At 70.4% G+C, this 21844-nt stretch carries 17 protein-coding genes, 2 tRNA genes and 1 pseudogene; 6 read left to right on the plus strand and 14 right to left on the minus strand.

Features of this window, described 5'->3' with window-relative positions; all coding sequences use genetic code 11:
- Positions 1–92: 92 nt before the first annotated feature.
- From AB0B89_RS18680 to AB0B89_RS18705, 6 genes and pseudogenes are all read right to left on the minus strand, one after another.
- Positions 93–455 (minus strand): annotated as a pseudogene (locus AB0B89_RS18680) (MaoC/PaaZ C-terminal domain-containing protein); the annotation flags it as partial.
- Positions 456–458: 3 nt separating this feature from the next.
- Positions 459–908: a MaoC family dehydratase N-terminal domain-containing protein gene (locus tag AB0B89_RS18685; RefSeq protein ID WP_358553930.1), complete on the minus strand. Its 450-nt coding sequence runs from the start codon at positions 906–908 to the stop codon at positions 459–461.
- Between the two features lie 342 nt (positions 909–1250).
- A complete protein-coding gene (rpmG, locus tag AB0B89_RS18690) occupies positions 1251–1415 on the minus strand; it encodes a 50S ribosomal protein L33 (protein WP_114028158.1) in 165 nt (54 codons plus the stop codon).
- A 79-nt stretch (positions 1416–1494) separates the two neighbouring features.
- Positions 1495–1568, minus strand: a tRNA-Met gene (locus AB0B89_RS18695).
- A gap of 218 nt (positions 1569–1786) precedes the next feature.
- A tRNA-Thr gene (locus AB0B89_RS18700) sits at positions 1787–1859 on the minus strand.
- Between the two features lie 135 nt (positions 1860–1994).
- Positions 1995–2213 carry a transposase gene (locus AB0B89_RS18705; RefSeq protein WP_358553932.1) on the minus strand — a complete coding sequence of 73 codons (219 nt, stop codon included), beginning with the start codon at positions 2211–2213 and terminating at the stop codon, positions 1995–1997.
- A gap of 241 nt (positions 2214–2454) precedes the next feature.
- On the opposite strand from AB0B89_RS18705, the gene AB0B89_RS18710 reads away from it, so the two are divergent.
- Positions 2455–3114 (plus strand): hemerythrin domain-containing protein, encoded by a 660-nt coding sequence (locus tag AB0B89_RS18710; RefSeq protein ID WP_358553934.1) that lies wholly within the window; start codon positions 2455–2457, stop codon positions 3112–3114.
- A 49-nt stretch (positions 3115–3163) separates the two neighbouring features.
- Here AB0B89_RS18710 and AB0B89_RS18715 read toward each other — a convergent pair whose 3' ends face one another.
- The 6 genes from AB0B89_RS18715 to AB0B89_RS18740 form a co-directional block, all read right to left on the minus strand.
- The gene (locus AB0B89_RS18715; RefSeq protein WP_358553937.1) at positions 3164–6466 is read right to left on the minus strand and encodes a BTAD domain-containing putative transcriptional regulator; all 3303 of its coding nucleotides are present in this window, start codon (positions 6464–6466) and stop codon (positions 3164–3166) included.
- Positions 6467–6554: 88 nt separating this feature from the next.
- Positions 6555–7028 carry a MarR family transcriptional regulator gene (locus AB0B89_RS18720; RefSeq protein WP_358553940.1) on the minus strand — a complete coding sequence of 158 codons (474 nt, stop codon included), beginning with the start codon at positions 7026–7028 and terminating at the stop codon, positions 6555–6557.
- Positions 7029–7106: 78 nt separating this feature from the next.
- Positions 7107–7946, minus strand: coding sequence for a YceI family protein (locus tag AB0B89_RS18725; RefSeq protein ID WP_358553943.1), 840 nt, complete (start codon positions 7944–7946; stop codon positions 7107–7109).
- On the minus strand, positions 7943–10468 hold the full coding sequence (locus AB0B89_RS18730) for an MFS transporter (protein ID WP_358553946.1): 2526 nt from the start codon (positions 10466–10468) through the stop codon (positions 7943–7945). Before AB0B89_RS18730 ends, AB0B89_RS18725 begins: the two co-directional genes overlap by 4 nt.
- Complete coding sequence (locus AB0B89_RS18735) at positions 10468–10956, minus strand: MarR family transcriptional regulator (RefSeq protein WP_358553949.1); 489 nt, start codon at positions 10954–10956, stop codon at positions 10468–10470. Before AB0B89_RS18735 ends, AB0B89_RS18730 begins: the two co-directional genes overlap by 1 nt.
- 187 nt (positions 10957–11143) lie before the next feature.
- Positions 11144–12559 carry an alkaline phosphatase PhoX gene (locus tag AB0B89_RS18740; RefSeq protein WP_358553952.1) on the minus strand — a complete coding sequence of 472 codons (1416 nt, stop codon included), beginning with the start codon at positions 12557–12559 and terminating at the stop codon, positions 11144–11146.
- 352 nt (positions 12560–12911) lie between these two features.
- Between AB0B89_RS18740 and AB0B89_RS18745 the strand changes: the two genes are divergently transcribed.
- The 3 genes from AB0B89_RS18745 (at position 12912) to AB0B89_RS18755 (ending at position 16410) form a co-directional block, all read left to right on the plus strand.
- Positions 12912–13787 (plus strand): lysozyme, encoded by an 876-nt coding sequence (locus tag AB0B89_RS18745; protein WP_358553955.1) that lies wholly within the window; start codon positions 12912–12914, stop codon positions 13785–13787.
- A gap of 58 nt (positions 13788–13845) precedes the next feature.
- A complete protein-coding gene (locus AB0B89_RS18750) occupies positions 13846–14943 on the plus strand; it encodes a DUF3103 family protein (protein WP_358553958.1) in 1098 nt (365 codons plus the stop codon).
- A gap of 399 nt (positions 14944–15342) precedes the next feature.
- Positions 15343–16410 (plus strand): glycerophosphodiester phosphodiesterase family protein, encoded by a 1068-nt coding sequence (locus AB0B89_RS18755; RefSeq protein ID WP_358553961.1) that lies wholly within the window; start codon positions 15343–15345, stop codon positions 16408–16410.
- Between the two features lie 262 nt (positions 16411–16672).
- Here AB0B89_RS18755 and AB0B89_RS18760 read toward each other — a convergent pair whose 3' ends face one another.
- The gene (locus tag AB0B89_RS18760) at positions 16673–17254 is read right to left on the minus strand and encodes a MarR family winged helix-turn-helix transcriptional regulator (RefSeq protein ID WP_358553964.1); all 582 of its coding nucleotides are present in this window, start codon (positions 17252–17254) and stop codon (positions 16673–16675) included.
- Between the two features lie 114 nt (positions 17255–17368).
- Here AB0B89_RS18760 and AB0B89_RS18765 point away from each other — a divergent pair, with 114 nt between their 5' ends.
- Positions 17369–19000, plus strand: coding sequence for an LLM class flavin-dependent oxidoreductase (locus AB0B89_RS18765; RefSeq protein WP_358553967.1), 1632 nt, complete (start codon positions 17369–17371; stop codon positions 18998–19000).
- A 105-nt stretch (positions 19001–19105) separates the two neighbouring features.
- Positions 19106–20017 (plus strand): hypothetical protein, encoded by a 912-nt coding sequence (locus AB0B89_RS18770; RefSeq protein ID WP_358553969.1) that lies wholly within the window; start codon positions 19106–19108, stop codon positions 20015–20017.
- 76 nt (positions 20018–20093) lie between these two features.
- Here AB0B89_RS18770 and AB0B89_RS18775 read toward each other — a convergent pair whose 3' ends face one another.
- The gene (locus AB0B89_RS18775; RefSeq protein WP_358553972.1) at positions 20094–21806 is read right to left on the minus strand and encodes a protein kinase; all 1713 of its coding nucleotides are present in this window, start codon (positions 21804–21806) and stop codon (positions 20094–20096) included.
- Positions 21807–21844: the final 38 nt, after the last annotated feature.

Genomic DNA, 21844 nt, shown 5'->3' on the forward strand with positions numbered 1-21844 from the left:
GTGCTCCCGACGGCCCGCCCGCTGCCGCTCCGCAGTGGGGTCAACGGCAAACGGGATGGGCGCAGCAAGGCACAATTGGCTCCACATACATGGCTGATCACCACGCGGTTGTCGTCGAGCTTGTCCTCGACGACCCCGCTCACCGTGATCACGGCGCCGTCGTCGTTGTCGGGGACGACCACCATGGACGAGAACCGGACGCCGTAGTCGACCAGCGCCCCGGGGTCCCCGGCCCAGTCGGTGACGAACCGGCCGGCCTCGGCCATCGTGAACATGCCGTGCGCGATCACGTCGGGCAGGCCGACGGCCTTGGCGTACCGCTCGTTCCAGTGGATCGGGTTGAAGTCGCCGGAGGCTCCGGCGTACATCACCAGGTTGACGCGGTGGACGGGGTAGTCGACGGCCGGGATCTGGTGGCCGACCTCGACCTCGTCGTACTTCACGGTCGCGGTCATCGGTTACGCCGCCCCTCCGCGCTCGATGATGGTGTTGTAGGTCCTGCAGACGGGCTCGCCGTCGACGGTCGAGACCTCGCTCGTGACCGTCAGGAGCTCGTTGCGGCCGACGCTGCGGATCTCGCTGATCGTCGAGACGCAGTGCAGCTCGTCGCCGGCGTAGATCGGGCGGTCGTACTCGAACCGCTGCTCACCGTGGACGACCATGGCGAAGTCGAGGCCGAGCTCGGGGTCGGCGAGCGCCTCACCGGCGCCCGAGAGGCTGAACACGATGGGAAAGGTCGGCGGGGCGACGACGTCGGGGTGACCCGCTGCCCTGGCGGCCTCGGGATCGCGGTATATCGGGTTGTGGTCGCCGATCGCGGCCGCGAACTCCCTGATCTTGACGCGGCCCACCTCGTAGGAGGTGGACGCCGGATAGGTTCGTCCGACGAAATCACGGTTCAAAGCCATCGTGCCGGTGCCCTTTCGGAACGCAGAGCTGCGGAGCCCCGACGGTAACAGGACGATGTCCGGCCGTCGTCGATGGATCGATGATCCGGGCCGTACGGCTCGCGCCCCCGCCGGTTGGGAGAACACTAGCCCGCCCCGCTTCCGAACCCGTGCGGGCCGGTCGTCGCCCATCCTTGGAGGACATGACCGGTTTCCGGACGCGACAAACCGGCGCTCTCTAGGGAGAACGCCGGTCGCGCGAAAATGCCGAAGTGCTGCTGAAGGCGCCCCGGTGCTCGGGGACCACCATGCCCTGGCGCGCGAAGGCCCGCCCGATCGGGTCGGTGCGGCCCGCGATGGCGCTTAGCGCGTCTCGCGGTGAGGACGGTGGCACTTGCAGTTGGGGCAGTACTTCTTCAGCTCAAGCCTGTCCGGGTCGTTACGCCGGTTCTTCCGCGTGATGTAGTTGCGGTGCTTGCACTCCTGGCAGGCCAGCGTGATCTTCGGCCTAACGTCGGTGGCAGCCACGTGGGAGTGCCTTTCTACGTTTGGGACACATGGACAACCCGAACCTGGTCTCCCTTTACAGGGGGACCCGGCAGGGTAGTAGCGGAGGCCGGACTTGAACCGGCGACACAGCGATTATGAGCCGCTTGCTCTGCCTGACTGAGCTACTCCGCCTCAGGGCCGGCAACTCGTCCGGCCTCGAAAGGATACCTGACCTGTACGACGATCGCGCACGCGGATTCGCGTGCCCGATCTGGGCTAGGTGCTCCAAGTATGCCTGATCGCTGGGCCCCTACACTTCCCCTATTTACAGGCGGACTGGTGAGCACGGTCGGATACCCACAAGCGAAAAGCCCCACCCCGGAATCCGGGAGAGGGCATTTACGCTGTCGAGCCCCTTTACGGAATCGAACCGTAGACCTTCTCCTTACCATGGAGACGCTCTGCCGACTGAGCTAAAGGGGCCGGTCTCGCTCGCGTTTCGCGTTACCGCGCCGCGCTGCGGACAGGTGTAACCATACACGGACCCCGCGACCGATGCGAATCAGAACGCCCATCCGTGGACTCTCCAGAGACGCGCCCGGTCACGGGCCTGTGGACCTACCGGAGAGCCTCCTGCCGACGACGCGGTGCACGCCTGCCGAACGGCACGGTGATCACCTCGCACAGATCGGCGAGGTCCACGAAGCGGCGCAGCTCGTCGACGGAGAAGCAGTCGGCGACGAGCTCCCCGTGCCGCCTGAGCCGGAGAACCTGGTGATCGCCGCACGTCGCGGCTGTGATCTCGTAGCCGTCCGGCCCCACCCAGCGCGTCTCCATAGCGGCACAGAGTATGCCCAATCAACATCCGTTTCTCGAAATAACACGGATCGCTATGGCACCACGGGCCTCACCTGTGCCTTCGCACCGCGGCCACGTACCTGCGTACCACGGCCACGCGCTCCGCGACCGGCGTACCGCCGAATCCCAAGGCCATCGCCTAAGTCAGTTCCAAGAAAGCCCTAAGTGCCCCCGAGCACGCTGGGCGAAGACAGGTACACGACTCCGGCAAGGAAGCATCATGCCTCACAGGACCGACACTCCCGACACGCTGGGATTCCGCATCACCCACCGCGCCATGCGAGGCGACACCCGCCGCCTGGCCGCCGTGACCACCGAGATCGCCGCCGCGCGGCAGTCATGCGACCGGGTCAGGGCCACCGCGATCTCCACGTTCATCACCAAGCTGTGCGATGGCATCCACCACCACCACGCGATGGAGGACAAGGTCCTCTGGCCGGTGCTGGAGCGCTCCGCGGGTGCCGCCGTCGACCTCTCCGACCTGTCCGACGACCACTCCCAGCTCGACCCCCTGCTGGACGAGCTTCGCGCGTCCGCCGCCGCGTTCCTGATCGACCGCACGCCGGCCGGGCGGCTCGCGACCCTGCTCGGAACCCTCGCCGACCTCCTCGACGAGCACATCGAGGAGGAGGAGCGGACCATCTTCCCGATCATCGAGAAGTACGTCTCGGTGTCCGACTGGCTCACCGTCGAGACCGCGGTGCGCAAGGGCGGGGACGCCGCCTTCGACCTGCCGCGCATCGCCCAGTACGCCAGGCCGGAAGAGCTCGCGCAGCTCAAGAAGATCGCGGGCCCGGTGCTGTCGGTGATGCTGGCGCTCACCCGGAGGCCGCACCGCCGCCGCCAGCGCCTGATCTTCGGACCCCTCGCCACCGTCTGATCACGCGCGGACCCCTCGCCACCGTCTGATCACGCGCCCCTGAGCGAGGTCAGTCTCCGGGCGGCGCCGTCCGGCCCGTACGTGCCGAGGCCCGCCGCGCGCGTTCGGCCCAGTGCGGGGAGCCGACCTGCTCGGCGACCCGGACCGCCTGCGCGTAGTGCCCGGCCGAGGCGCCGGCACGGCCCAGGAGCGTGGCCAGGTCGCCCAACATGTGGGCGACCGGCCCGAGCGTGACCGACCCGCAGTGGAGCCCGCCCAGCTCCCCGGCCCACGGCCGCAGATCCTCATAGCACTCCTCGGCGACCGCCGTGTCGCCGAGGGCGACGGCGTTCTCCGCGCGCAGGCTCATCCGGAACAGCCAGTAGAAGTCCCTCGGCACGTCCCAGCGGGGCTGCCAGACCTCGCGGGCCTCGTCGAGCCGGTCGTCGGCGACCAGAGCCCTGGTCAGCATCTCGGACACCTCCCCGGGCAGGTGCGCGTGCGACTCCCGCAGCTCGGCGACGGAGTCCCGCGCGTCGCCCCGGGCGAGCCGTATGACGAACCGTCCGGCGACGCCGAGAAGCAGCGCGTTGACGCCGCCGGAGTCGTACATCCGGCGGACGACGGCCTCGTACGACCGCTCCGCCTCGTCGAACTCGCCCCTGATCAGCAGCACGATCGCGTCGAAGAACGCCAGGACGGCCAGCGCGAGGCCGAGCTGGCCGCTGGTGGAGTACTCCACCGCGCGGTCGGCGTGACGCCGTGCGGTCGCGAGGTCGTTGCGGCCGAGTGCCACCATGAACAGGGCGTGGTGACCTTGCATCTGGTAGCCGAGCAGCCCGTGGCGGGCGCCCGTCTCGACCAGCTCACGGCCCAGTTCCTCCAGCTCCGCGCGGCGTTGCGGATGCAGCACCGTGAAGTAGCGGGCGTTGAGCGCGACGCACAGCAGCTCGGGGTCACCGACGTGCCGGGCGATCTTGACCGCCTCCGCCGACGCCGCCTCGGTGCGGGCGGCGTCGTGTCCTTCGAGCTCGAAGGTGAGGGCCGCCAGCAGCCGACACCGCGTCGTCTCACCGGCCTGCAGGACGGCCTCCTCGATCACCGCGACCATGTCGTGGTCGGCGCGGCGGTCGAGCTGGATGGTGTACGTCACCGGCGCGTCGTACGCCGTGAGGGCGCGCGCCACCGCCTCGGGGTCTTCGCCCCGGCGGGCCACGGCCAGCGCCTCCGCCCTGCTCTCCAGCGCTCCCACCACGTTCCCGGCGTGCGCCCGCGCGGAGATGAGCCGGCACAGCAGGTCCAGGCGCAGGTGATCGTCGTCGAGCGGCAGGTCGAGCGCCTCCTGGAGGAGCCGCGCCGCCTCGTCGTGGGCGTGGAGGCCGGCCGCCCGCCGCGCCGCCGCGGCGGCGTACCGCGCGGCCTCGCGAGCCGTACGGCTGGTCGCGGCGGCCAGCGCGTGGTGCCCGAGCCCCGCGACGTCGTCCGGGCGTACGTGCTCCAGCGCGTCCAGCACGCGCCCGTGGAGCCGGGCACGGCGGATCCTCGCGGTGTCCTCGTACAGCGTCTCGCGGACCAGGACGTGCGTGAAGCGGACCTGGCCGGGACTCGGCTCTGCCAGCAGTCCGGTGAGCACCCCCGCCTCCAGCCCGGCCAGCACGGTGTCCTCGTCGCCGTGCATGGCGATCAGCACGTCGACGTCGACGTCCCTTCCGATGATCGCCGCGTCGCGCAACGTGGTCTGCGCGGTGGCCGGCAGCCTCGCGATACGGCGGCGGATCAGGTCCCGGACGCCGGGCGGGAGGGCGTGCGCGGCGGCGGGCCCGTCGGTGGCCACCAGCCGGGCGGTCTCGCAGACGAACAGCGGGTTGCCCCCCGTCCGCTCGGTGACGGTGCGCACGGTGGCGGCGTCGACCCTGACCCCGGAACGATCAAGGAGCAGGCGGGCCACCTCCTCCTCGGTGAGCCCCGGCAGGTCCAGATGCGCGGCGGTGCGCGCGGCGAGGGCCGCGCGCGTGGCGGCGAGGTCGGCCTCGGCCTCGGCGGGCCGGTAGGTCGCCACGACCAGCACCGGCGTCGAGGGGACCGCGAGGTACCTCAGCAGGTGCAGCGTCTCGCTGTCGGCCCGGTGGGCGTCCTCGATGACCACCAGCGCCGGGGCGACCGCCGCGACGCTCGCGAGGTACTCGCCGAGGGCCCGTGCCAGCAGGAACTGCTGGGTGGACGCCCCGTCGTCGGTCAGCAGCGGCGCCAGCCGTACCGCGAGGTCCCCGGGGGGAGGGTGCTCGGCGGTGAGGCGGCGCAGGACCTCGCTCCACGCCCACGCGGGAGGGGCGCCGCCGCCCGTCTCCGGGCAGCGGCCGAACGCGACCAGGCCGCCCTTCCGCTCCATGCGGGCCGCCAGTGCCTCGACCAGCGTGGTCTTCCCGGAGCCCGCCTCACCGGCGACCCAGACCATCTGGAAACCCGCCGGCGCCCGTGCGATCTCCTCCAGCCTGGCCAGCTCACCGGCGCGCCCGATCATGGGGACGGCCTGTGCCCGGGGGGTCGCCGGCCCCTCGGGGGCGAGCTCGGCGGGCCGTACCGGAGGCGTCGGGACGACCTGCTGGAACTCCAGCGAGGCGGCCTGGGCCAGGACGTCGGCTTCCAGCGCGCGCAGCGCCGGGCCGGGGTCGACTCCCAGCTCGGCCGCGAGGGTCTCCCTGACCCTGCGGAGCACGGCCAGCGCCTCCCCCTGCCTGCCCGAACGGTAGTAGGCGAGGGCGAGCAGCCGGACGGCGTTCTCCCGCAGCGGGTGCGCCCGTACATGGCTTTCGAGGTCGAGGACGGCCTCGGCCTGGCGCCCCAGCCCGAGGTGCGCCTCCGCGCGGTACTCGACGGCCATCAGGTGGAGCTCCTCAAGCCGCGCCGCCTCGGCCGCGGCCCATTCCTCGTCGGCGAACTCGCCGAAGGGCCGTCCCTGCCACAGGCCGAGCGCCTCGTCGATCAGCGTGGAGGCCTCGCCGTACGCGCCTGCGGCGAGGCGGGTGGCTCCGGCGTCGAGCAGGCGGGAGAACCGCCAGGCGTCCACATCGTCGGAATCCAGGTGCAGGAGGTAGCCGGGCACGGCGCTGACCAGCACGGACGGCGGGGTCCTCGGACGCCGCCCGGGTTCGAGGACGCGGCGCAGGTTGGAGACGTAGACCTGCAGGGCGGCCAGCGCCTTGGGAGGCGGATGCCCCTGCCAGAGATCCTCGATGAACCGGTCGGTGGACACCACCCGGCCCCCCTCGCAGACGAGCCGCGCCACCACCGCGCGCTGCCTCGCCGTACCGAGGTAGACCGCGCGGCCGTCGACGCTCGCGTGGAGGGGACCGAGAACCCGTAGCCGAACCATGACACAAGGATTATGACCTGAGATAACCCGTAAAAGGGTACGTCCGAGTCAGCCGCCTCGGAACGAGGGACGGCTCACGTCGGCGTTCCTACTCCAGGGCGTTGAACCGGGCGAGCATCTGGCCCAGCAGCCGCACGTCATCGCGCGGCCAGGTGCCGAGCAGCGCGTAGAAGCGCTGCTGCCGCGCCGAGCGCGCGCGGTCGAGCCGCTGGCGCCCCTCTTCCGTGAGATCGAGCAGGTGGGCGCGGCCGTCCAGCGGGTCGGGCTGGCGCCCGATGAGCCGCAGCTCCTCCAGCACCTTCAGCTGGCGGCTGATCGTCGCCTTGCCGACGCCGAAGTAGGCGGCGAGCTCGCTGGAACGGGCCGGAGCGGCCTCCCCGATGCGCACGAGGATCCCGTACGCCCCCGGCTCCAGCTCCGGGTGCACCGCGCGCCCCATCTCGGCGGACAGCGCGCGGGAACGCCGGAAGAGGACACCGAGCTGGTGCTCGACCGCGCAGTAGGCTTCGTACTCCTCGACGGGGACCGTCTCTTCGGATGCCGCCGTCCGTGTCTCGGGCATCGTGCCGCCTCCTCCTCCCTTCAGTGTGGAACTCGTCCGATGATCAGGGCTGACACCCCTCGGCGTAGCCTAGAACGATCAGGCCTGAGCCGAGGGTTCCCCCTGCACCGCCTGGATGTCCAGCTCCACCTTCAGGGTCGCCCCGATGAGCGAGATCCCCGCCTGCACCACCTGGTTGTAGTTCATGGCGAAGTCCTCGCGGCGCAGCTCCGTGACCGCCCGGAAGGCGGCGCGCAGGCCGCCCCACGGGTCGGGGCTCGTGCCGAGGTAGGCCAGGTCCAGGTCCACCGCGCGGGTGATCCCGCTCAGCGTCAGGACGCCGTGCACCGTCCACCGGTCGGGGCCCGAGGCCGACAGCCCGGTGCTCCGGTACGAGATCACCGGATGCGGCCCCACGTCGAGGAAGTCCGCCGAGCGCAGGTGGTCGTCGCGCGTCTTGTTGCCGGTGTCGATCGACGTCGCGTCGATCTCGGCGACGACGGCCGACGCCTCGGCCGTCGCGCCGATGTCGACGCGCCCGGCGAACTCCGAGAACCGCCCCTGCACGCTCGACAGCCCCAGGTGCTGCGCGGTCGCGGCGACCTTCGAGTGGGCCGGGTCGATGGTCCACACGCCGGGCGGCGGCAGCTCGGCACCGCCCTGCCGGGCGAGCACCAGCACGCCCAGCTCGGCGCTGCCGGAGGCCGTCGCGATCGCCGTGGACGCGATGGGGGCGTACCCGACCGCGGTGACCACGACGGTGTAGACGCCCGGGTTCAGGGGCTCGGTCAGGACCGTGCCGTCGGCGGCCGCGTCGGTCCGTACGACCTGGTGGCCGGACATGTCGGTCACCGTGACGACGGCGTGCGGCACCGCCCAGCCGTCCTTCGTGCGCACGACGGCGCGCAGGCCGTACCTCCCCGCGAGCGTGCTGCTCATTCGGGGTGCCCCAGCCACAGGTCGTACGCGTCGTCGCCCTGGCCCGCCAGGTTGAGCGCGCTCGCCACGGGCGGGTACCCGGTGGCGATGACGGTGTACTGGCCGCCCGTCAGGTCGGCGAAGGCGTACTCGCCATCCTCGCCCGTGGTGGCGGAGCCGACGACGTTGCCGGCCGCGTCGAGCAGCGTGACGCGGGCGTCGGCCAGCGGGCCGCCGTCCTTGACGCGCACGGTGCCCCTGACGCGGACGCCGGGCAGCAGCTCGACGTCCTGCCTGGTCTGGCCGGTCCCGACCTCGACCGGCACCGCGGCCGGACGGTGTCCCGCCGCGCTGACGGCCAGGGTGTAGCTCCCCGCGACGACGCCCGCGAAGCCGTAGACGCCGTCCGCGGCGGTCACGCCCGTGGTCACGACCTCGCCGCGCACGTCCGTCACGATGACCATCGCCTGGACGACCGGCCTGCCCTCCGGGTCGCGCACGGTGCCGGCGAGCTTGCCGGAGCCGGCGAGCACGAGATCGAAGTCCAGCGGCTGGTCACCGACCGCCAGGGTCGCCACCTGCGGGTCGTGCTCGCCGGCGGAGGCGATCAGGACGTACGTGCCGCTGCTCGGCGTCCACAGGCTGTACCCGCCGTCCTCCTGAGTGACCGCTCGGCCGAGTTGGTGGCCGCGCACGTCGATCAGGGTGAGGGTGGCCTGGGGCACCGGCGAGCCGTCGGTGCCCCGGATGAACCCGCGGATCCCGGTGCCGCCCTCCGGCCGGGGAGCGCCCGCCGAGGCGTACACCGTCTGCTGGACCGGCGCGTCGCCGAATGGCTGGACCGGGACCTGCGAGGACGCCTGGGTGCCGGTGAACCCGTTGGACGCGGCCGGGGCCTCGGCGCCCACGGACACGAGCTCCTGGGCGTCCCGCTGGGCGTGGCGGCCGGGGCCGCCGTTGCGCGCCGGCTCGTGCTCGTCCGCGCCCGTGCGCATCTGCTCCGCGCTGGCCGTGCGAAGAGGGATCTCCTTGATGAACAGGATGGCGAGCAGTGCCAGCAGCGCGCTCGGCGCCGCGTACAGGAACACGTCGCCGACGCCGTGGCCGTACGCGCTCGTGACGACCTGCCTGACGGGACCGGGCAGGTCCGACAGGCGGGGAATCGAGCCGTTGCTCAGGTCGCTGTGGACGCCGATCTTGGCCAGGCCCTCCTCCAGGTACTGGATGACCCGGTGGCCCAGCACGGCGCCGAGCGCGCCGACGCCGATCGCGCCGCCGAGCGTGCGGAAGAACGCGACGACCGAGCTGGCCGCTCCGAGCTCCTCCGGCCTGACCTGGTTCTGGACGGACAACACGAGGTTCTGCATGGTCAGGCCCACGCCGACGCCCATGGCGAACATGTAGACCGCCAGGAGCCAGTAGGCGGTGTCGAACCGCATCGAGCCCATGAGCCCGAACCCGGCGGTGAGGAGCACCCCGCCGAGGACGAGGAAGATCTTCCAGCGTCCGGTGCGGGTGATGATCTGGCCGGCGACGGTCGAAGAGACCGCCAGGCCGAGGATCATCGGCAGGGTCATGACACCCGCCATGGTGGGCGTCTCACCACGGGCGAGCTGGAAGTACTGGCTCAGGAACGTCGTCGCGCCGAACATGGCGACACCGACCAGCATGCTGGCTATCACCGCGAGGCTGATCGCGCTGTTGCGGAACAGGCGCAGCGGGACGATCGGCTCACTGGCCCTGGACTCCACGAACAGGAAGATCAGCGCGAGCACCAGCGCGCCGCCCACCATGGCGCCGGTCTGCCACGACAGCCAGTCGTACTTGTGCCCCGCGAACGAGACCCACACCAGCAGCAGGGAGACCGCGGCGCTGATGAGCACGGCGCCGGCCCAGTCGATGTCGGCCTTGCGCTTGTACACCGGGACGTGGAGCGTCTTCTGCAGGACCAGCAGGGCGACGATGGCGAACGGCACGCCGACGTAGAAGCACCACCGCCAGCCGAGCCACGAGGTGTCCACGATGACGCCGCCGATGAGCGGGCCGCCGATGGTCGCGAGGGCGAAGACGGCGCCGAGGTAGCCGGAGTAACGGCCGCGCTCACGGGGCGAGATGATCGCCGCCATGATGACCTGGGCCAGCGCGGTCAGGCCGCCGGCTCCAAGACCCTGGATCACCCGGGCTCCGATGAGCATGCCCGGGTTCTGCGACACGCCCGCGATGGCCGAGCCGACGACGAAGATGATCAGGCCGAGCTGCACCAGGAGCTTCTTGCTCATCAGGTCGGCGAGCTTGCCCCAGATGGGCGTGGAGATCGTGGTGGCCAGCAGGGTCGACGTGATCACCCAGGTGTAGGTGTTCTCGTCCGCGTGCAGGTCGGCGATGATCGTGGGCAGGGCGTTCGACACGACGGTCGACGACAGGATCGCCACGAACATGCCGAGAAGCAGTCCCGACAGCGCCTCCAGGATCTCGCGGTGCGACATCGGCGCGGCGGGTTCGGGTGCGGCCTCCCGCACCCCGGCCGGTACTGCGGTTGCCATCAATGTCCTTTCGATGTCCGCGCGGGCTCAGCCGCGCGGGAGAGGTGCGGGGCGCGAGCCCGGTGTGCGTCGAAGCTCGTACGGAACCGGGCGAGAAGGCCGGCGAGCTCGGTGATCTCCTCGTCGGTCCAGTCGTCGAGCGTGTCCGCGAGGAAGTGGCGAACGTGGGTGAGCAGTTCCTCGGTGACGTGCTCGCCGTCCGGAGCGAGCCGGACGTACCAGGAGCGCCCGTCACGGGGGTTGGGGATGCGCTCGACCCAGCCGCGTTCCTGGAGGTCGGCCACGTGCCGGCTGATCACTGACTGATCGACCTCGAACATCTCGGCCAGCTCGCCCATACGGACCTCGCCACAACGGCTGAGCGCTACGAGCAGGGTGAGACCGGCGCGGGAGCCGGTGAACGGCAGGTCCCGTTTGACCGCCTTCATCACCGCACCCATGTCACTCAGCCGGACAAGCAGCTCGCCGCAGCTGTCCTCCGATGCCATGACCGCCTCCATCTAGTTGCCTTAGGCAAATATATATCATTGCCCAAGGCAACCTTCCAGGCGATATGTCCGATCTTGGGCGCCAAAAAGGCGCCGCTCCCGGCGGGAGCGGCGCCTCGCGAGCGCAGGAGGGGGTTGTCAGGCTCGGGCCGGCCTTCTCCGCGCGGCCGTCACCCTGGTGCGGGGGTCAGTGGTGGGGCCCGCCGCCGTCGCTCGGACGGCGCCACGGGCCGGTGATGGCGAACACGTAGCCGGGCGTCTGGATGTTGGCGAAAAGGATCTTCCCGTCCTGGCTGAAGGTCGGGCCGGTGAACTCGCTGTCGTTGCCGTCGTTGCGGGCCATGGGGTACGCCGTGCCCTTGCCGGTGACGCCGACCAGGTGCTGGACGCCCTCGCCGTCCTCGGCCAGGATCAGCCCGCCGTAGGGGGACACGGTGATGTTGTCGGGCCCGTCGTAGTCGGTGTCCTTGCCGGGGTCCGGGTTCACACCGAAGATCGTCTTGAGGGTGACCGTCTCCGACTTGGGGTCGTAGAACCACACCTGACCGTCGTGCTCGTTGACGCTTCCGTCGTCATCGCGGGCGTAGCTCGCGACGAAGTAGGCTCCGCCGTCACTCCACCAGGCGCCCTCCAGCTTGCGGCTGCTGGTCACCTGGCCGGCCGTGAACTGCTTGCGGACGGAGACCGTCGCGGCCTGCCGGTCGGGGACGTCGATCCACGTGACCTTGTAGCGGGTGCCCGGCCGCGTCGCCTCCGACAGGTCGGCGATGTGCTTGCCGCCCTTGAAGCAGCTCATGGCCTGGAGCGACCCCGCGTTGTCGCCGCCCGCGCTCAGCGCGAGCGCCCGCAGCGCGCCCTTGCGGCCGTGGAAGCGGTGCGGCGGCGTCCAGCGGTAGTACAGCCCGTTCGGGCCGCTCGCGTCCTCGGTCAGGTAGATCGCGCTGGTGTGAGGGTCGACCGCGACGGCCTCGTGCGAGTACCTGCCGAGGAACTTCAGCGGCACCGGGCCGCGGTTGGCGTTCCGGTCGAACGGGTCGACCTCGAAGACGTAGCCGTGGTCCTTCTGGTACGCCCCGCCCGCGCGCTGCTCGGTCTCCTCACAGGTCAGCCAGGTGCCCCACGGGGTGACGCCGCCCGCGCAGTTGTTGTGCGTGCCGGCCACGCTGACGTACTCACGGATCCGGTTGCCGTGCCTGTCGACCTCGATGTTGGTCGTGCCGCCCCGCGCGCCCGGGTCGTAGGTCAGGCCGGGCAGCGCCGGCACGGGGTAGGGCTCTGCGCCGCCGATCTCGTGGTTGTTGACCAGGACGAAGCCGTCGCGACCACGGAAGCAGGCGGTGCCGTCGGCGTCACTCGGGGTGGGCTCGCCGGTCTCCAGCAGCGTCTTGCCGGCCTCAGCGACGATCTTGTAGGAGAAGCCGCGGGGCAGGGCCAGCAGGCCGGCCGGGTCCGCGGCGAGGGCGCCGTAGCCGGCCGCCGCGAGGGTGCCGGCCTCGGCGGCGGCGGGACCGGCGATGGCCCCGGCACTGCCGACGATGGCGATCCCCAGGCCACCCACCGCTCCGGTGCGGAGCAGGTCACGGCGAGACATCTCGGACGTCATGTGAGCACCTTTTCCATTTCCAGGTTCAGCGGGCAGTACTGGACCCAAGTCTCCCCGTATGAACGTTTTATCCAGGAATGCGGACGTTGAAGTGAAGACCCGGCTAACGCAACCCTGCCCCACCCGGCCCGGCGACGCCACGCATGCGGGCATCGCGCGCCGGCCGCCCGGGAGGCCGCCCACCCGTGACCAGCGCCATGCGACAGATCTGCCAACCGGACAGCAATAGTTAGGAAACTTTACACCTTTTACAATTGGGTCAACGAAGGTTACTTACTAGCTTGAAGTACCTATTTGGACAGAAAGGAGCCTTTCCGCGTTATCCGGGCAAACCCCCCACTCGGAGGACCACGTGGCAAACAGCAACCGCCTTCCCCTGACGGCTCCCACCTCGCGCTTCAAAGCGCTCGCCGTCGCCGCCCTGACCTGCGTCACGGTCACATTGGGCGCCATCCCCGCATCCGCCGCCCCGGCCGACCCCGCCCCCGCGCCCCCCGCGAACCCCGCCGACCCGGTCACCCATCCCGAAAGGGACTGGATGGGGTCGCAGGTGGCCAAGCACGAACCCGGGCCAGGCAAGGTGACCATCAGCCCACTCGCCGCCCAGACCCCCGGCCTGGACGTCAGCGGCTGGCAGGGCAACGTCAACTGGGCGTCCGTGGCCGCCAACGGCGCGAGATTCGCCTACGTCAAGGCGACAGAGTCCACCAACTACACCAACCCGTACTTCAGCCAGCAGTACACGGGCTCGTACAACGCGGGGCTCATCCGCGGCGCGTACCACTTCGCCACGCCGAACACCTCCTCCGGCGCGACCCAGGCCGACTACTTCGTCAACCACGGCGGTGGCTGGTCACGTGACGGCAAGACGCTGCCCGGCCTGCTCGACATGGAGTGGAACCCGTACGGCGCGGCCTGCTACGGGCTGTCGGCCTCCGGCATGGTCAACTGGATCCTCTCCTTCAGCAACCAGTACCACGCCAGGACCGGCCGCTGGCCGGTCATCTACACGGCGACAAGCTGGTGGAGCCAGTGCACCGGCAACATCGGCGACTTCTCCTCCACCAACCCGCTGATGCTCGCCAACTACAACGGCTCGCCCGGACCCATGCCGTACAAGTGGGGCTACCAGACCATCTGGCAGTTCGCCGACCACGGCACCTTCCCCGGCGACCAGGACTACTTCAACGGCGACTTCTCACGCATCCAGGCCCTCGCCAACGGCTGATCAGCTCCTGGACCAGGAAACCCCCTGGCCGGTGCACCGAGAAAAAAGGAGATGGCTCGTGCCCCGAGTCCTCATGGCCGCCCTCGCCACCGTGACCGCACTCGCGCTCACAACCGGAACCGCCCACGCCGCCCCCACCACGACGGCGGAACCCGCCGCCGCAGCCCCGAGCAAGGTGTTCGCGGCCACCGACCGCCTCGCCGCCCAGGTCGCCGGAGCCCTGGCTGACCGGGCCGTACGCGACCGCACCGCGTCGGCCACCGCGTCAGGGGCGGCCGACCTGCTGACGCTCGAACGCGACACGAGCCTCGGCAAGGCCGCACGCGCCGCCAACCTGACCGTCCTGGCGGCCAAGGGGTTACCCGCTACCGGCGGGTCGGTGCTCCAGGTACGGCTGGCGAACCCCGACATGCGCGCGGCCCTGGCGCGTGGAGAGGTGCCCCTGGTCGCGGCGGCGCCCACCGACGACGAACCGACGCCGGTCACCGCGTACGACCCGCTCGGCGGAAAGGTCGTCCTCGACCCGGTCAAGGCGCCTCAGCGGCCCGTGCTCGTGGTGGACGTCGACGTGGCCAAGGCGCTGCCCATGGGTCTGAAGCTGGTGCGGGACACCCTGGCCACGCACGGCATCGTGCCCGCGAAACCCGCCGCGAAGACCCTGGCCGGCGGGTACTGGGCGACCAAGGTCAACGCCATCCGGCTGAACGACGACAAGGAGCCCTGGATCAAGGGCGACGCCGAGATCTACAGCATCGTCGGCGGGTTCGGGCTCGACGGAAAACCCGCCGTGAACATCGTCCAGATGCCCTACCTTGACAACGACGGCACCACCTACTACCCCAACCAGCTCCTCGTCCACTTCTCGGCGTACAAGTACAACCTGGCCGACGTCGTGATGATGGAAGACGACGGCGACACCAACTACCAGCAACTCGCCCAGGCCATCGCCACCGCGCTGCTCACGATCGTCGACGGCGGCGCCTACACTCCGCTGGTCAACGCGATCATCTCCGCGATTCCGACCTCGTGGTGGACCGACGACCCGGACTACGTCGACTCCTGGTACACGCTGTCCACCGCCAGCAGCGGCCGCCGGAACGGCGCCGCCGGCAACGGCTGGATGGACGTGGCCCCGTATTGGGTGTCCCAACTCTGACCCGACCGGGCCCTACATCTAACAAACCATCTAAAGAACCGACACTGCGCGGCCCTCGTGTTCTCCAAGACATACCGGCGGGCAGGCGTTCTCCCTGCCGCGCCGAGATGCACGCGGTGATCACATCACGTCTCTCCCGGGAGCTCCCGGGAGAGACACACCGCACCCACCCGCCGCCGCGGGTAGAGATCAGCCCACGCGGCGACGCGACCTCACGCCCATATCCATGGAACATCAACTGAAAGTTCACCCAGTTAAGCGGCCAGATTTCTCACTTGGCCGTGGCACCTGCGCGTTCCGCGAGCGTTCACGACCCCATCACGCCATGGCCGCGAAGGGGTATCGGCCAGCGATCTAGCGTCGCTGGCGTCTGATAGAGCTAGTGGAGCGGAGCCCCCGATGTACCTTCGTCATGTCCTGGTGAGCCTGGCCGTTGTGCCCGCGCTCGCCGTGCCAGTAGCCGCCCACGCGTCAGCGGCGCCTGGTCCTGGTGTACTGCCCCAAAAGACCCACTTCGACCTGCAGGCCCACCGCGGCGGCATCGGCATGACGACCGAGGAGTCGCTGGAGGGGTTCGGCAAGGCGATGCGCCTCGGGGTCAGCACCCTGGAGCTGGACACCCACGTCACCAAGGATGAGAAGGTCGTCGTCAACCACGACCGGCAGATCAGCGCGCAGAAGTGCCGCGACACCGCACCGGTCACAACTGGCGACCCGATGTACCCGTACGTAGGGAAGTACATCAAGGACCTGACCCTGGCGCAGATCAAGACCATGGACTGCGGCTACCAGCAGTTGCCCGGGTTCCCCGAGCAGGAGCAGATCAAGGGCTTCCGGATGGTCGAACTCAAGGACGTCCTGAACCTCGTCAAGAGCTACCACGCCAAGCAGGTCAAGCTCAACATCGAGACCAAGGTTGAGGCCGGCGCGCCCGAGCAGACGGCGCCGCGCGAGCTGTTCGTCCGCCGGGTCTTCGAGGAGATCCGCGCCTCGGGGATCGAGGACCAGGTCACCATCCAGTCCTTCGACTGGGGCGCATTGATGGAAATGCACCGGCTCGCACGAAGGTGGCCGCTGGTGGCATTGACGAATTACGACTTCCTCCAGATCGGCAAGCCCGGTGCCTCCCCGTGGCTCGGCGGGCTCGACGCCGACGACTTCGGCGGCGACTTCGTGAAGGCCGCCGCCGCCATCCCCGGTGTCACAGCGCTGTCTCCGGTGTACGGCTTCCCGCAGAATGGAAAGATCAGCGACGCGGGCTTCCGCTTCTACGTCGATCAGACGATGGTGTCGGCGGCACACGCGCGTGGCCTGAAGGTCATCCCGTGGACCTGCGACGACCTCCCCACCATCGAGGCCCTCATGGACATGGGCATCGACGGCATCATCACGAACTACCCGAACCGCGTCCGGCAGATCATGGCCGACCGCGGAATGCGACTGCCGAAGGCCTACGCACCGCGCTGACCCGACCTCGTCGCGTACCCCCCGCGACGCCGGAGGTGCGAACGAAGCTCGCGGCGAAACCTGCGAATGCTGGACGGGCTGAACATCTGAGTAGGAGCGATACCGCGCCAGGCGCGCGCAGCGGAGGCCGGCGGTCACGATGGCCGCCGGCCTCAATGCCGGCTTCCGCCGCTTCTGGGAGCAGCGTGAATCCGAATGAGGCGTAGGAAAGGTCCCGAGTGGCCGCACTCCCCGTTCGTCGACCGCTTCCGGCGCGGCGGTGTCAGCGCCGGGCGGCGCGGCGGGGGCGTGGCGGGGTGGGGGCGGCGGGTTCCCCGGTCGCGAGGTCGGTGACGATCTGGCAGGTGTCGGCGACCGGGTCCAGACTCTGGGCACGAACGGCCAGTCGTCGCAGCAACTCCCGGAACTCCACACGATCGGCGGGGTCCAGCGGGGACAGGATGTGCTCCTCTGCGTGGTCGAGGCCGACCTGGGTCGCCTCCCACGTCGTACGGCCGCGCTCGGTGGCGACGATGCGCTTGTTGCGCCGGTCGGCGGGGTCGGGGCGGCGCTGGACCAGCCCCGCGTTCTCCAGATCGTCGACGAGGTAGGTCATGACGGTCTTGTCGATGCCGAGCCGCTGGGCAAGGGCGCCCTGGCCGCCCGGCAGCTCCTGGGCGGCGGCGGCGAGCACCTGGTAGCCCCGCGGGCCGCCCGGCAGGTCGCGGAAGACGGCGTTGGCGAACTTGACGTACGCACGGAAGACCACGCCGAGGGTCCAGCCCAGATCGGTGTCGAGGGCGTCCGGCGGCGCTGGCACGGCCGCCGGAACCGGCGCGCGCACGGCGGACGGGGTCTCGGGCATGACCCCAGCATAGCCGATCAGTGCGCAGATAGACCTTCTGTTTGACTATTCTTCCGCCTGACATACTATCTGCTATGCACCTAAACCTTCTTGATCGACACGGCGGGAAGTGACATGGCCGACTACGGGCATGAGCTGCTGTTCGGAACGTTCGTCACCCCACAGGCCGACCAGGCCGACCGGGTCGTGGCCCTCGCCCAGCTCACCGAACAGGTGGGGCTCGACCTGGTCACCGTCCAGGACCACCCCTACCAGGCCCGGTTCCTGGACACCTGGACGCTGCTGTCGGTGATCGCCGCCGGCACGTCGACCCTGCGCGTCTCACCGAACGTGGCCAACCTGCCGTTGCGCCCGCCGGCCGTCCTCGCCCGCAGCGTCGCCACCCTCGACATCCTCACCGGCGGGCGAGTCGAGCTCGGCCTCGGCGCCGGAGCGTTCTGGGACGGCGTCGCCGCGATGGGCGGACGGCGGCTCACCCCGGCGCAGGGCGTCGAGGCCCTGGAGGAGGCCATCCGGATCATCCGGGCGATCTGGTCGGACGACGGTGAGACGGTCCGGGTGGACGGCACGCACTACCGCGTTTGGGGAGCCCACCCCGGGCCCGCGCCCGCCCACGATGTCGGCATCTGGCTGGGTTCGTATAAGAAGCGGATGCTCGGGCTGACCGGACGGCTCGCCGACGGGTGGCTGCCCAGCAGTCCGTACGCGGGGCCTGACGCGCTGCCCGCGATGAACGCGGCGATCGACGAGGCCGCGGTGGCCGCCGGACGTCAGCCGGCGGACGTGCGGCGGCTGTACAACATCGCCGGCTCGTTCACCGACCGCGGCACCGGGTTCCTCAACGGGCCGGCGCACATGTGGGCCGAGCAGCTCGCCGAGCTCACCCTGACGCAGGGCATGAGCGGCTACATCGTGATGGGCGACGACCCGGACGTGATCCGCCGCTTCGCCGCGGAGGTCGCGCCGGCCGTACGGGAACTGGTCGCGACCGAACTCGCCGGGCGCGTGAACCCACCGCCGTCAACCGACCCGCGTCCGTCTACCGGAGCGCAACCGTCTACCGAACCGCGTCCTTCGACCGAACCGCGTCCTTCGACCGAACCGCGGCCGGGCGGCACCACGCCCGCCCGGCCGGCCGTACGGACGTCCGCGCTGGCCGCCGTGCCGACCCCCGACGACGGCACCCGGCTCAGCGATGTGCGGGTCTGGGACGAGACGACCCGCCCGACCGGCCCGGCGCCCGACCCGAGCCGCAGCTACACCGCACACGAGCAGGCCGCGGGCGGGCACCTCATCGAGGTACACGATCATCTACGGGAGGAGCTGCGGAACGTCCGCCGGCTCGTCGACCAGGTCGAGGCCGGCACGATGGACCCCGGGGCCGCGCGATCCCAGATCAACGAGATGACCATGCGGCAGAACAACTGGACGCTCGGCGTCTACTGCCAGTCGTACTGCCGGGTGGTCACCACCCACCACACCCTTGAGGACATCAGCGTCTTCCCGCACCTGCGCCACGCCATGCCCGAGCTCGCGCCGGTCGTCGACCGTCTTGAGCAGGAACACCACGCCATCCATGACGTCCTCGAAGGCGTCGACCGGGCACTGGTCGCCCTGGTGAACGAGCCGGACGGCATGAAGTCCCTCCGCGCCGCGGTGGACCTGCTCACCGACTCACTGCTGTCCCACCTGTCGTACGAGGAGCGAGAGCTCGTCGAGCCCCTCGCCCGCCTCGGCTTCTCCTGACCGCCGTTTCCCCAAACGTGACCCGCGTCTTTGAGAATGCGGTTGTACCGAGCACGAAAGTGGTTGGCAACCGCCGTGTAAGTGGCCTTGAGAAGAATGGCGGACATGACGAACTTCTCCGCATCGCGCCTGCTCGCACCGCTCCGGCACGGTGCCGTCGTCTTCGCGCTCGTCACTGTCGCCGGATGTGGCCTCGCCGGCGGTGGGACCAAGGGAGACGAAGCCGCTGCTCCCGCGCAGGTGACCACCAGCGTGACCGATGAGGGCACCGCCGGGGCCGTCAGCACCCCCGTCCAGAGCCAGAGCACGGCCGTTCAGAGCGAAAGCACGCCCGCCCAGACCGAGACCGGCGAGAACGTCCAGGCGGCGGCCGTCGAACCCGGTGGCGTCCTGGTCGACGGCAGCACGGTCTCGTCCGAGCTGACCCGTGCGGGGCAGAAGGACAAGTTCACCCTGGACCTGGGCGACGCCAGGGAGTTCTACGTCACCGACATGCAGGGCGACGGTATCCAGTTGCAGGTCTTCTCGGACGTCGACGGCCGGCCGCTGGGCCCCTCCAGCGTCAGCCTCACCTTCGGCACCTCGATATTCAAACTGACCAAGACGGGAAGCCACCGGCTGGAGGTCTGGGGCGAGACGAACGTCGTGGGGTCCTACAGCTTCCGGATCGCGACGGTGAAGGTCCGCACCTTCCCCGCGGCGATCGGGCTGAAGATCGGTGAGGGCACCCCCGCCGGAGCGGGACGGCTGGATCCGCCCGGGCGGATCGACCGCTTCGAGTTCGCCGGGGACGGCGCCACCGCGATCAAGGTCATCGGGGGCGCGTGCGGCGACATCGTGGTGGAACTCTTCGACGCCGCCGAGAAGAGCGTCGCCAACCCCCGGCAGCCCTACCCACTGTGCGGCAACGAGTTCGACCTATCCCTGTCAGACGGAAACGCGCGCTACGCGCTCGTCGTCAGATCACCCGCGGCGAAGGCCGGGACGTACTCGTTCCAGATCGCGCGCGCCGGCTGAGCGCTCAGGAGCGGCACAGGCCGGGCGGTCAGGAGCAGCGCAGGCTGAGCGGTCAGGAGCGGAGCAGGCTGAGTGGTCAGGAGCGGTGCAGGTTCCCGCGATATTCCACCGCGCTCGCGCCCTCCTGCCCCACGTAGTCCAAGGTCCCGGGATCCTTCAGCGTGAGGGTCACGTCTCCACCGGCGCACAGATCGTGCTGCTGCACGCTCAACTGGAGCACGGTGGCGCTCGTGACGCTGGTGAGCATGGCTTCCTGCCGGCAATCGTCGCGCGTCAACGTCGCGGTGGACTGTCCCTCCTTCAGGGTGATCGTCAGACCGGCCTGGTCCTTGCGGCCGTCCGTCGACTCGACCTGTCCCGCCCAGGTTCCCGCGAAGCCCGCCGGGATCCCGCCGCCCCGCGCGGCGGGCGGAGCCGGCGTCGGTCCCGACGTCGGCTCCCGGTCGGCGGTCGTACCAGAGGCCGCCTGGCTGGGCCGCCCTTCCGTGGTCGCCGCCGGAGCCGAGGACGATCCGGACGTCCGCTCCCGGCCGGGGGCCGTACCGGCTGCCGTCTGACTGGAAGCCTGCCCTCCCTCGGTCGAGTGGCCCAGCGTCCCCGTCGCGTACAGCACGCCGGCGGTGGCGACCGTCACCAGGGCGGCGGCCGCGACGGCGATCACCGGCATGGCGTAACTCCTCCCCCTCCTACCGCCCTCCGCACGGCTGGGCGTCGCATCCCGTCCCGATGACGCCGTGTCACCTGCCGCGGTACCGGCGCCCCCGGTGGGCACCCCTCCGGAGTAGGGTGCCGCGATCGTGGGCGCGGGGGCGGGCGCACCAGCGGAGGGGTGGAGCGGTGAGGTCTCCATTCTGGTGGGGTCGGCCGGGAGCACCTTGGTCGCGCCGGGCCCGGGTGCGACCGTGGCCTGACCGGCCGCGCTGAGGCCGGGCCAGTCAGGAGGGACGTACGCGCTGGGCACCGCGCCGACCTCGGGAACCGAGACGGTCGAGGCCGTGGGGTCGACCAGCCGGACCAGGAGCGACCGGGCGGAGGGGCGCACCTGGGGATCCTTGGACAGGCAGGTCGCCAGGGTGTCGAGCAGGCTCTGGGGAACGCCGGAGAGGTCGGGTTCGTGGTTGAGGAGGCGGTTGAAGACGGCGGCAATCGTGTCACTCCCGAACGGCGCCCGGCCCGTCGCGGCGTACACCATGGTCGCGGCCCAGGCGAACACGTCCGCCGCGGGGGAAGCGTGCACTCCCTTGAGCTGCTCGGGTGCCATGTAGGGCGGGGTGCCCGCCAGCACAGAGGGCGCGGTGCTCGCGTCGAGTGGCCGGGCGATGCCGAAGTCGACGACCCGGGGCCCGTCGGGGCCGAGCAGCACGTTGGCCGGCTTGAAGTCCCGATGAACGACCCCCGCGCCATGAATGGCCGCGAGGGCGGAAGCCGTGCCCACTGCCAGCCGCTCGACGTCGCCGTCCCGCAAGGGACCGCCGTCACGCACCCTATCCTGCAGCGAGGGCCCCGCGACGAACTCACTCACCACAAAGGGGTCCGCCCGGTCGAGCTCGGCCGCCAGCACGCGGGCTGTGCAGAAGGGAGCCACCCGGCGGGCGGACTCCATCTCCCTGGCCAGCCGGCGGCGGGTGTCGGGATCGGTGCCACCCTTGAGGACCTTGATGGCCACACGGTCGCCGTACGCGCTCAGGCCCTCGTAGACGACCCCCTGCCCACCCTCGCCCAGGCGCCCCACGACCTGGAACGCTCCCAACGCTCGGGGGTCGCCCGGCTGCAGTGGGCCAGCGGCCATGAGCTCCTCCATGCACGTTGGCGAGTTCCAAGCGTAGC

The organism is Sphaerisporangium sp. NPDC049002, assembly GCF_040649355.1.
Taxonomy (GTDB): Bacteria; Actinomycetota; Actinomycetes; order Streptosporangiales; family Streptosporangiaceae; genus Sphaerisporangium.

Coding starts and splice junctions, on each gene's coding strand:
- AB0B89_RS18755 (WP_358553961.1), top strand. CDS start 15,343: ATGTACCTTCGTCATGTCCTGGTGAGCCTGGCCGTTGTGCCCGCGCTC.
- AB0B89_RS18715 (WP_358553937.1), bottom strand. CDS start 6,466: ATGGTTCGGCTACGGGTTCTCGGTCCCCTCCACGCGAGCGTCGACGGC.
- AB0B89_RS18710 (WP_358553934.1), top strand. CDS start 2,455: ATGCCTCACAGGACCGACACTCCCGACACGCTGGGATTCCGCATCACC.
- AB0B89_RS18735 (WP_358553949.1), bottom strand. CDS start 10,956: ATGGCATCGGAGGACAGCTGCGGCGAGCTGCTTGTCCGGCTGAGTGAC.
- AB0B89_RS18725 (WP_358553943.1), bottom strand. CDS start 7,946: ATGAGCAGCACGCTCGCGGGGAGGTACGGCCTGCGCGCCGTCGTGCGC.
- AB0B89_RS18740 (WP_358553952.1), bottom strand. CDS start 12,559: ATGACGTCCGAGATGTCTCGCCGTGACCTGCTCCGCACCGGAGCGGTG.
- AB0B89_RS18770 (WP_358553969.1), top strand. CDS start 19,106: ATGACGAACTTCTCCGCATCGCGCCTGCTCGCACCGCTCCGGCACGGT.
- AB0B89_RS18720 (WP_358553940.1), bottom strand. CDS start 7,028: ATGCCCGAGACACGGACGGCGGCATCCGAAGAGACGGTCCCCGTCGAG.
- AB0B89_RS18730 (WP_358553946.1), bottom strand. CDS start 10,468: ATGGCAACCGCAGTACCGGCCGGGGTGCGGGAGGCCGCACCCGAACCC.
- AB0B89_RS18775 (WP_358553972.1), bottom strand. CDS start 21,806: ATGGCCGCTGGCCCACTGCAGCCGGGCGACCCCCGAGCGTTGGGAGCG.
- AB0B89_RS18765 (WP_358553967.1), top strand. CDS start 17,369: ATGGCCGACTACGGGCATGAGCTGCTGTTCGGAACGTTCGTCACCCCA.
- AB0B89_RS18760 (WP_358553964.1), bottom strand. CDS start 17,254: ATGCCCGAGACCCCGTCCGCCGTGCGCGCGCCGGTTCCGGCGGCCGTG.
- AB0B89_RS18685 (WP_358553930.1), bottom strand. CDS start 908: ATGGCTTTGAACCGTGATTTCGTCGGACGAACCTATCCGGCGTCCACC.
- AB0B89_RS18705 (WP_358553932.1), bottom strand. CDS start 2,213: ATGGAGACGCGCTGGGTGGGGCCGGACGGCTACGAGATCACAGCCGCG.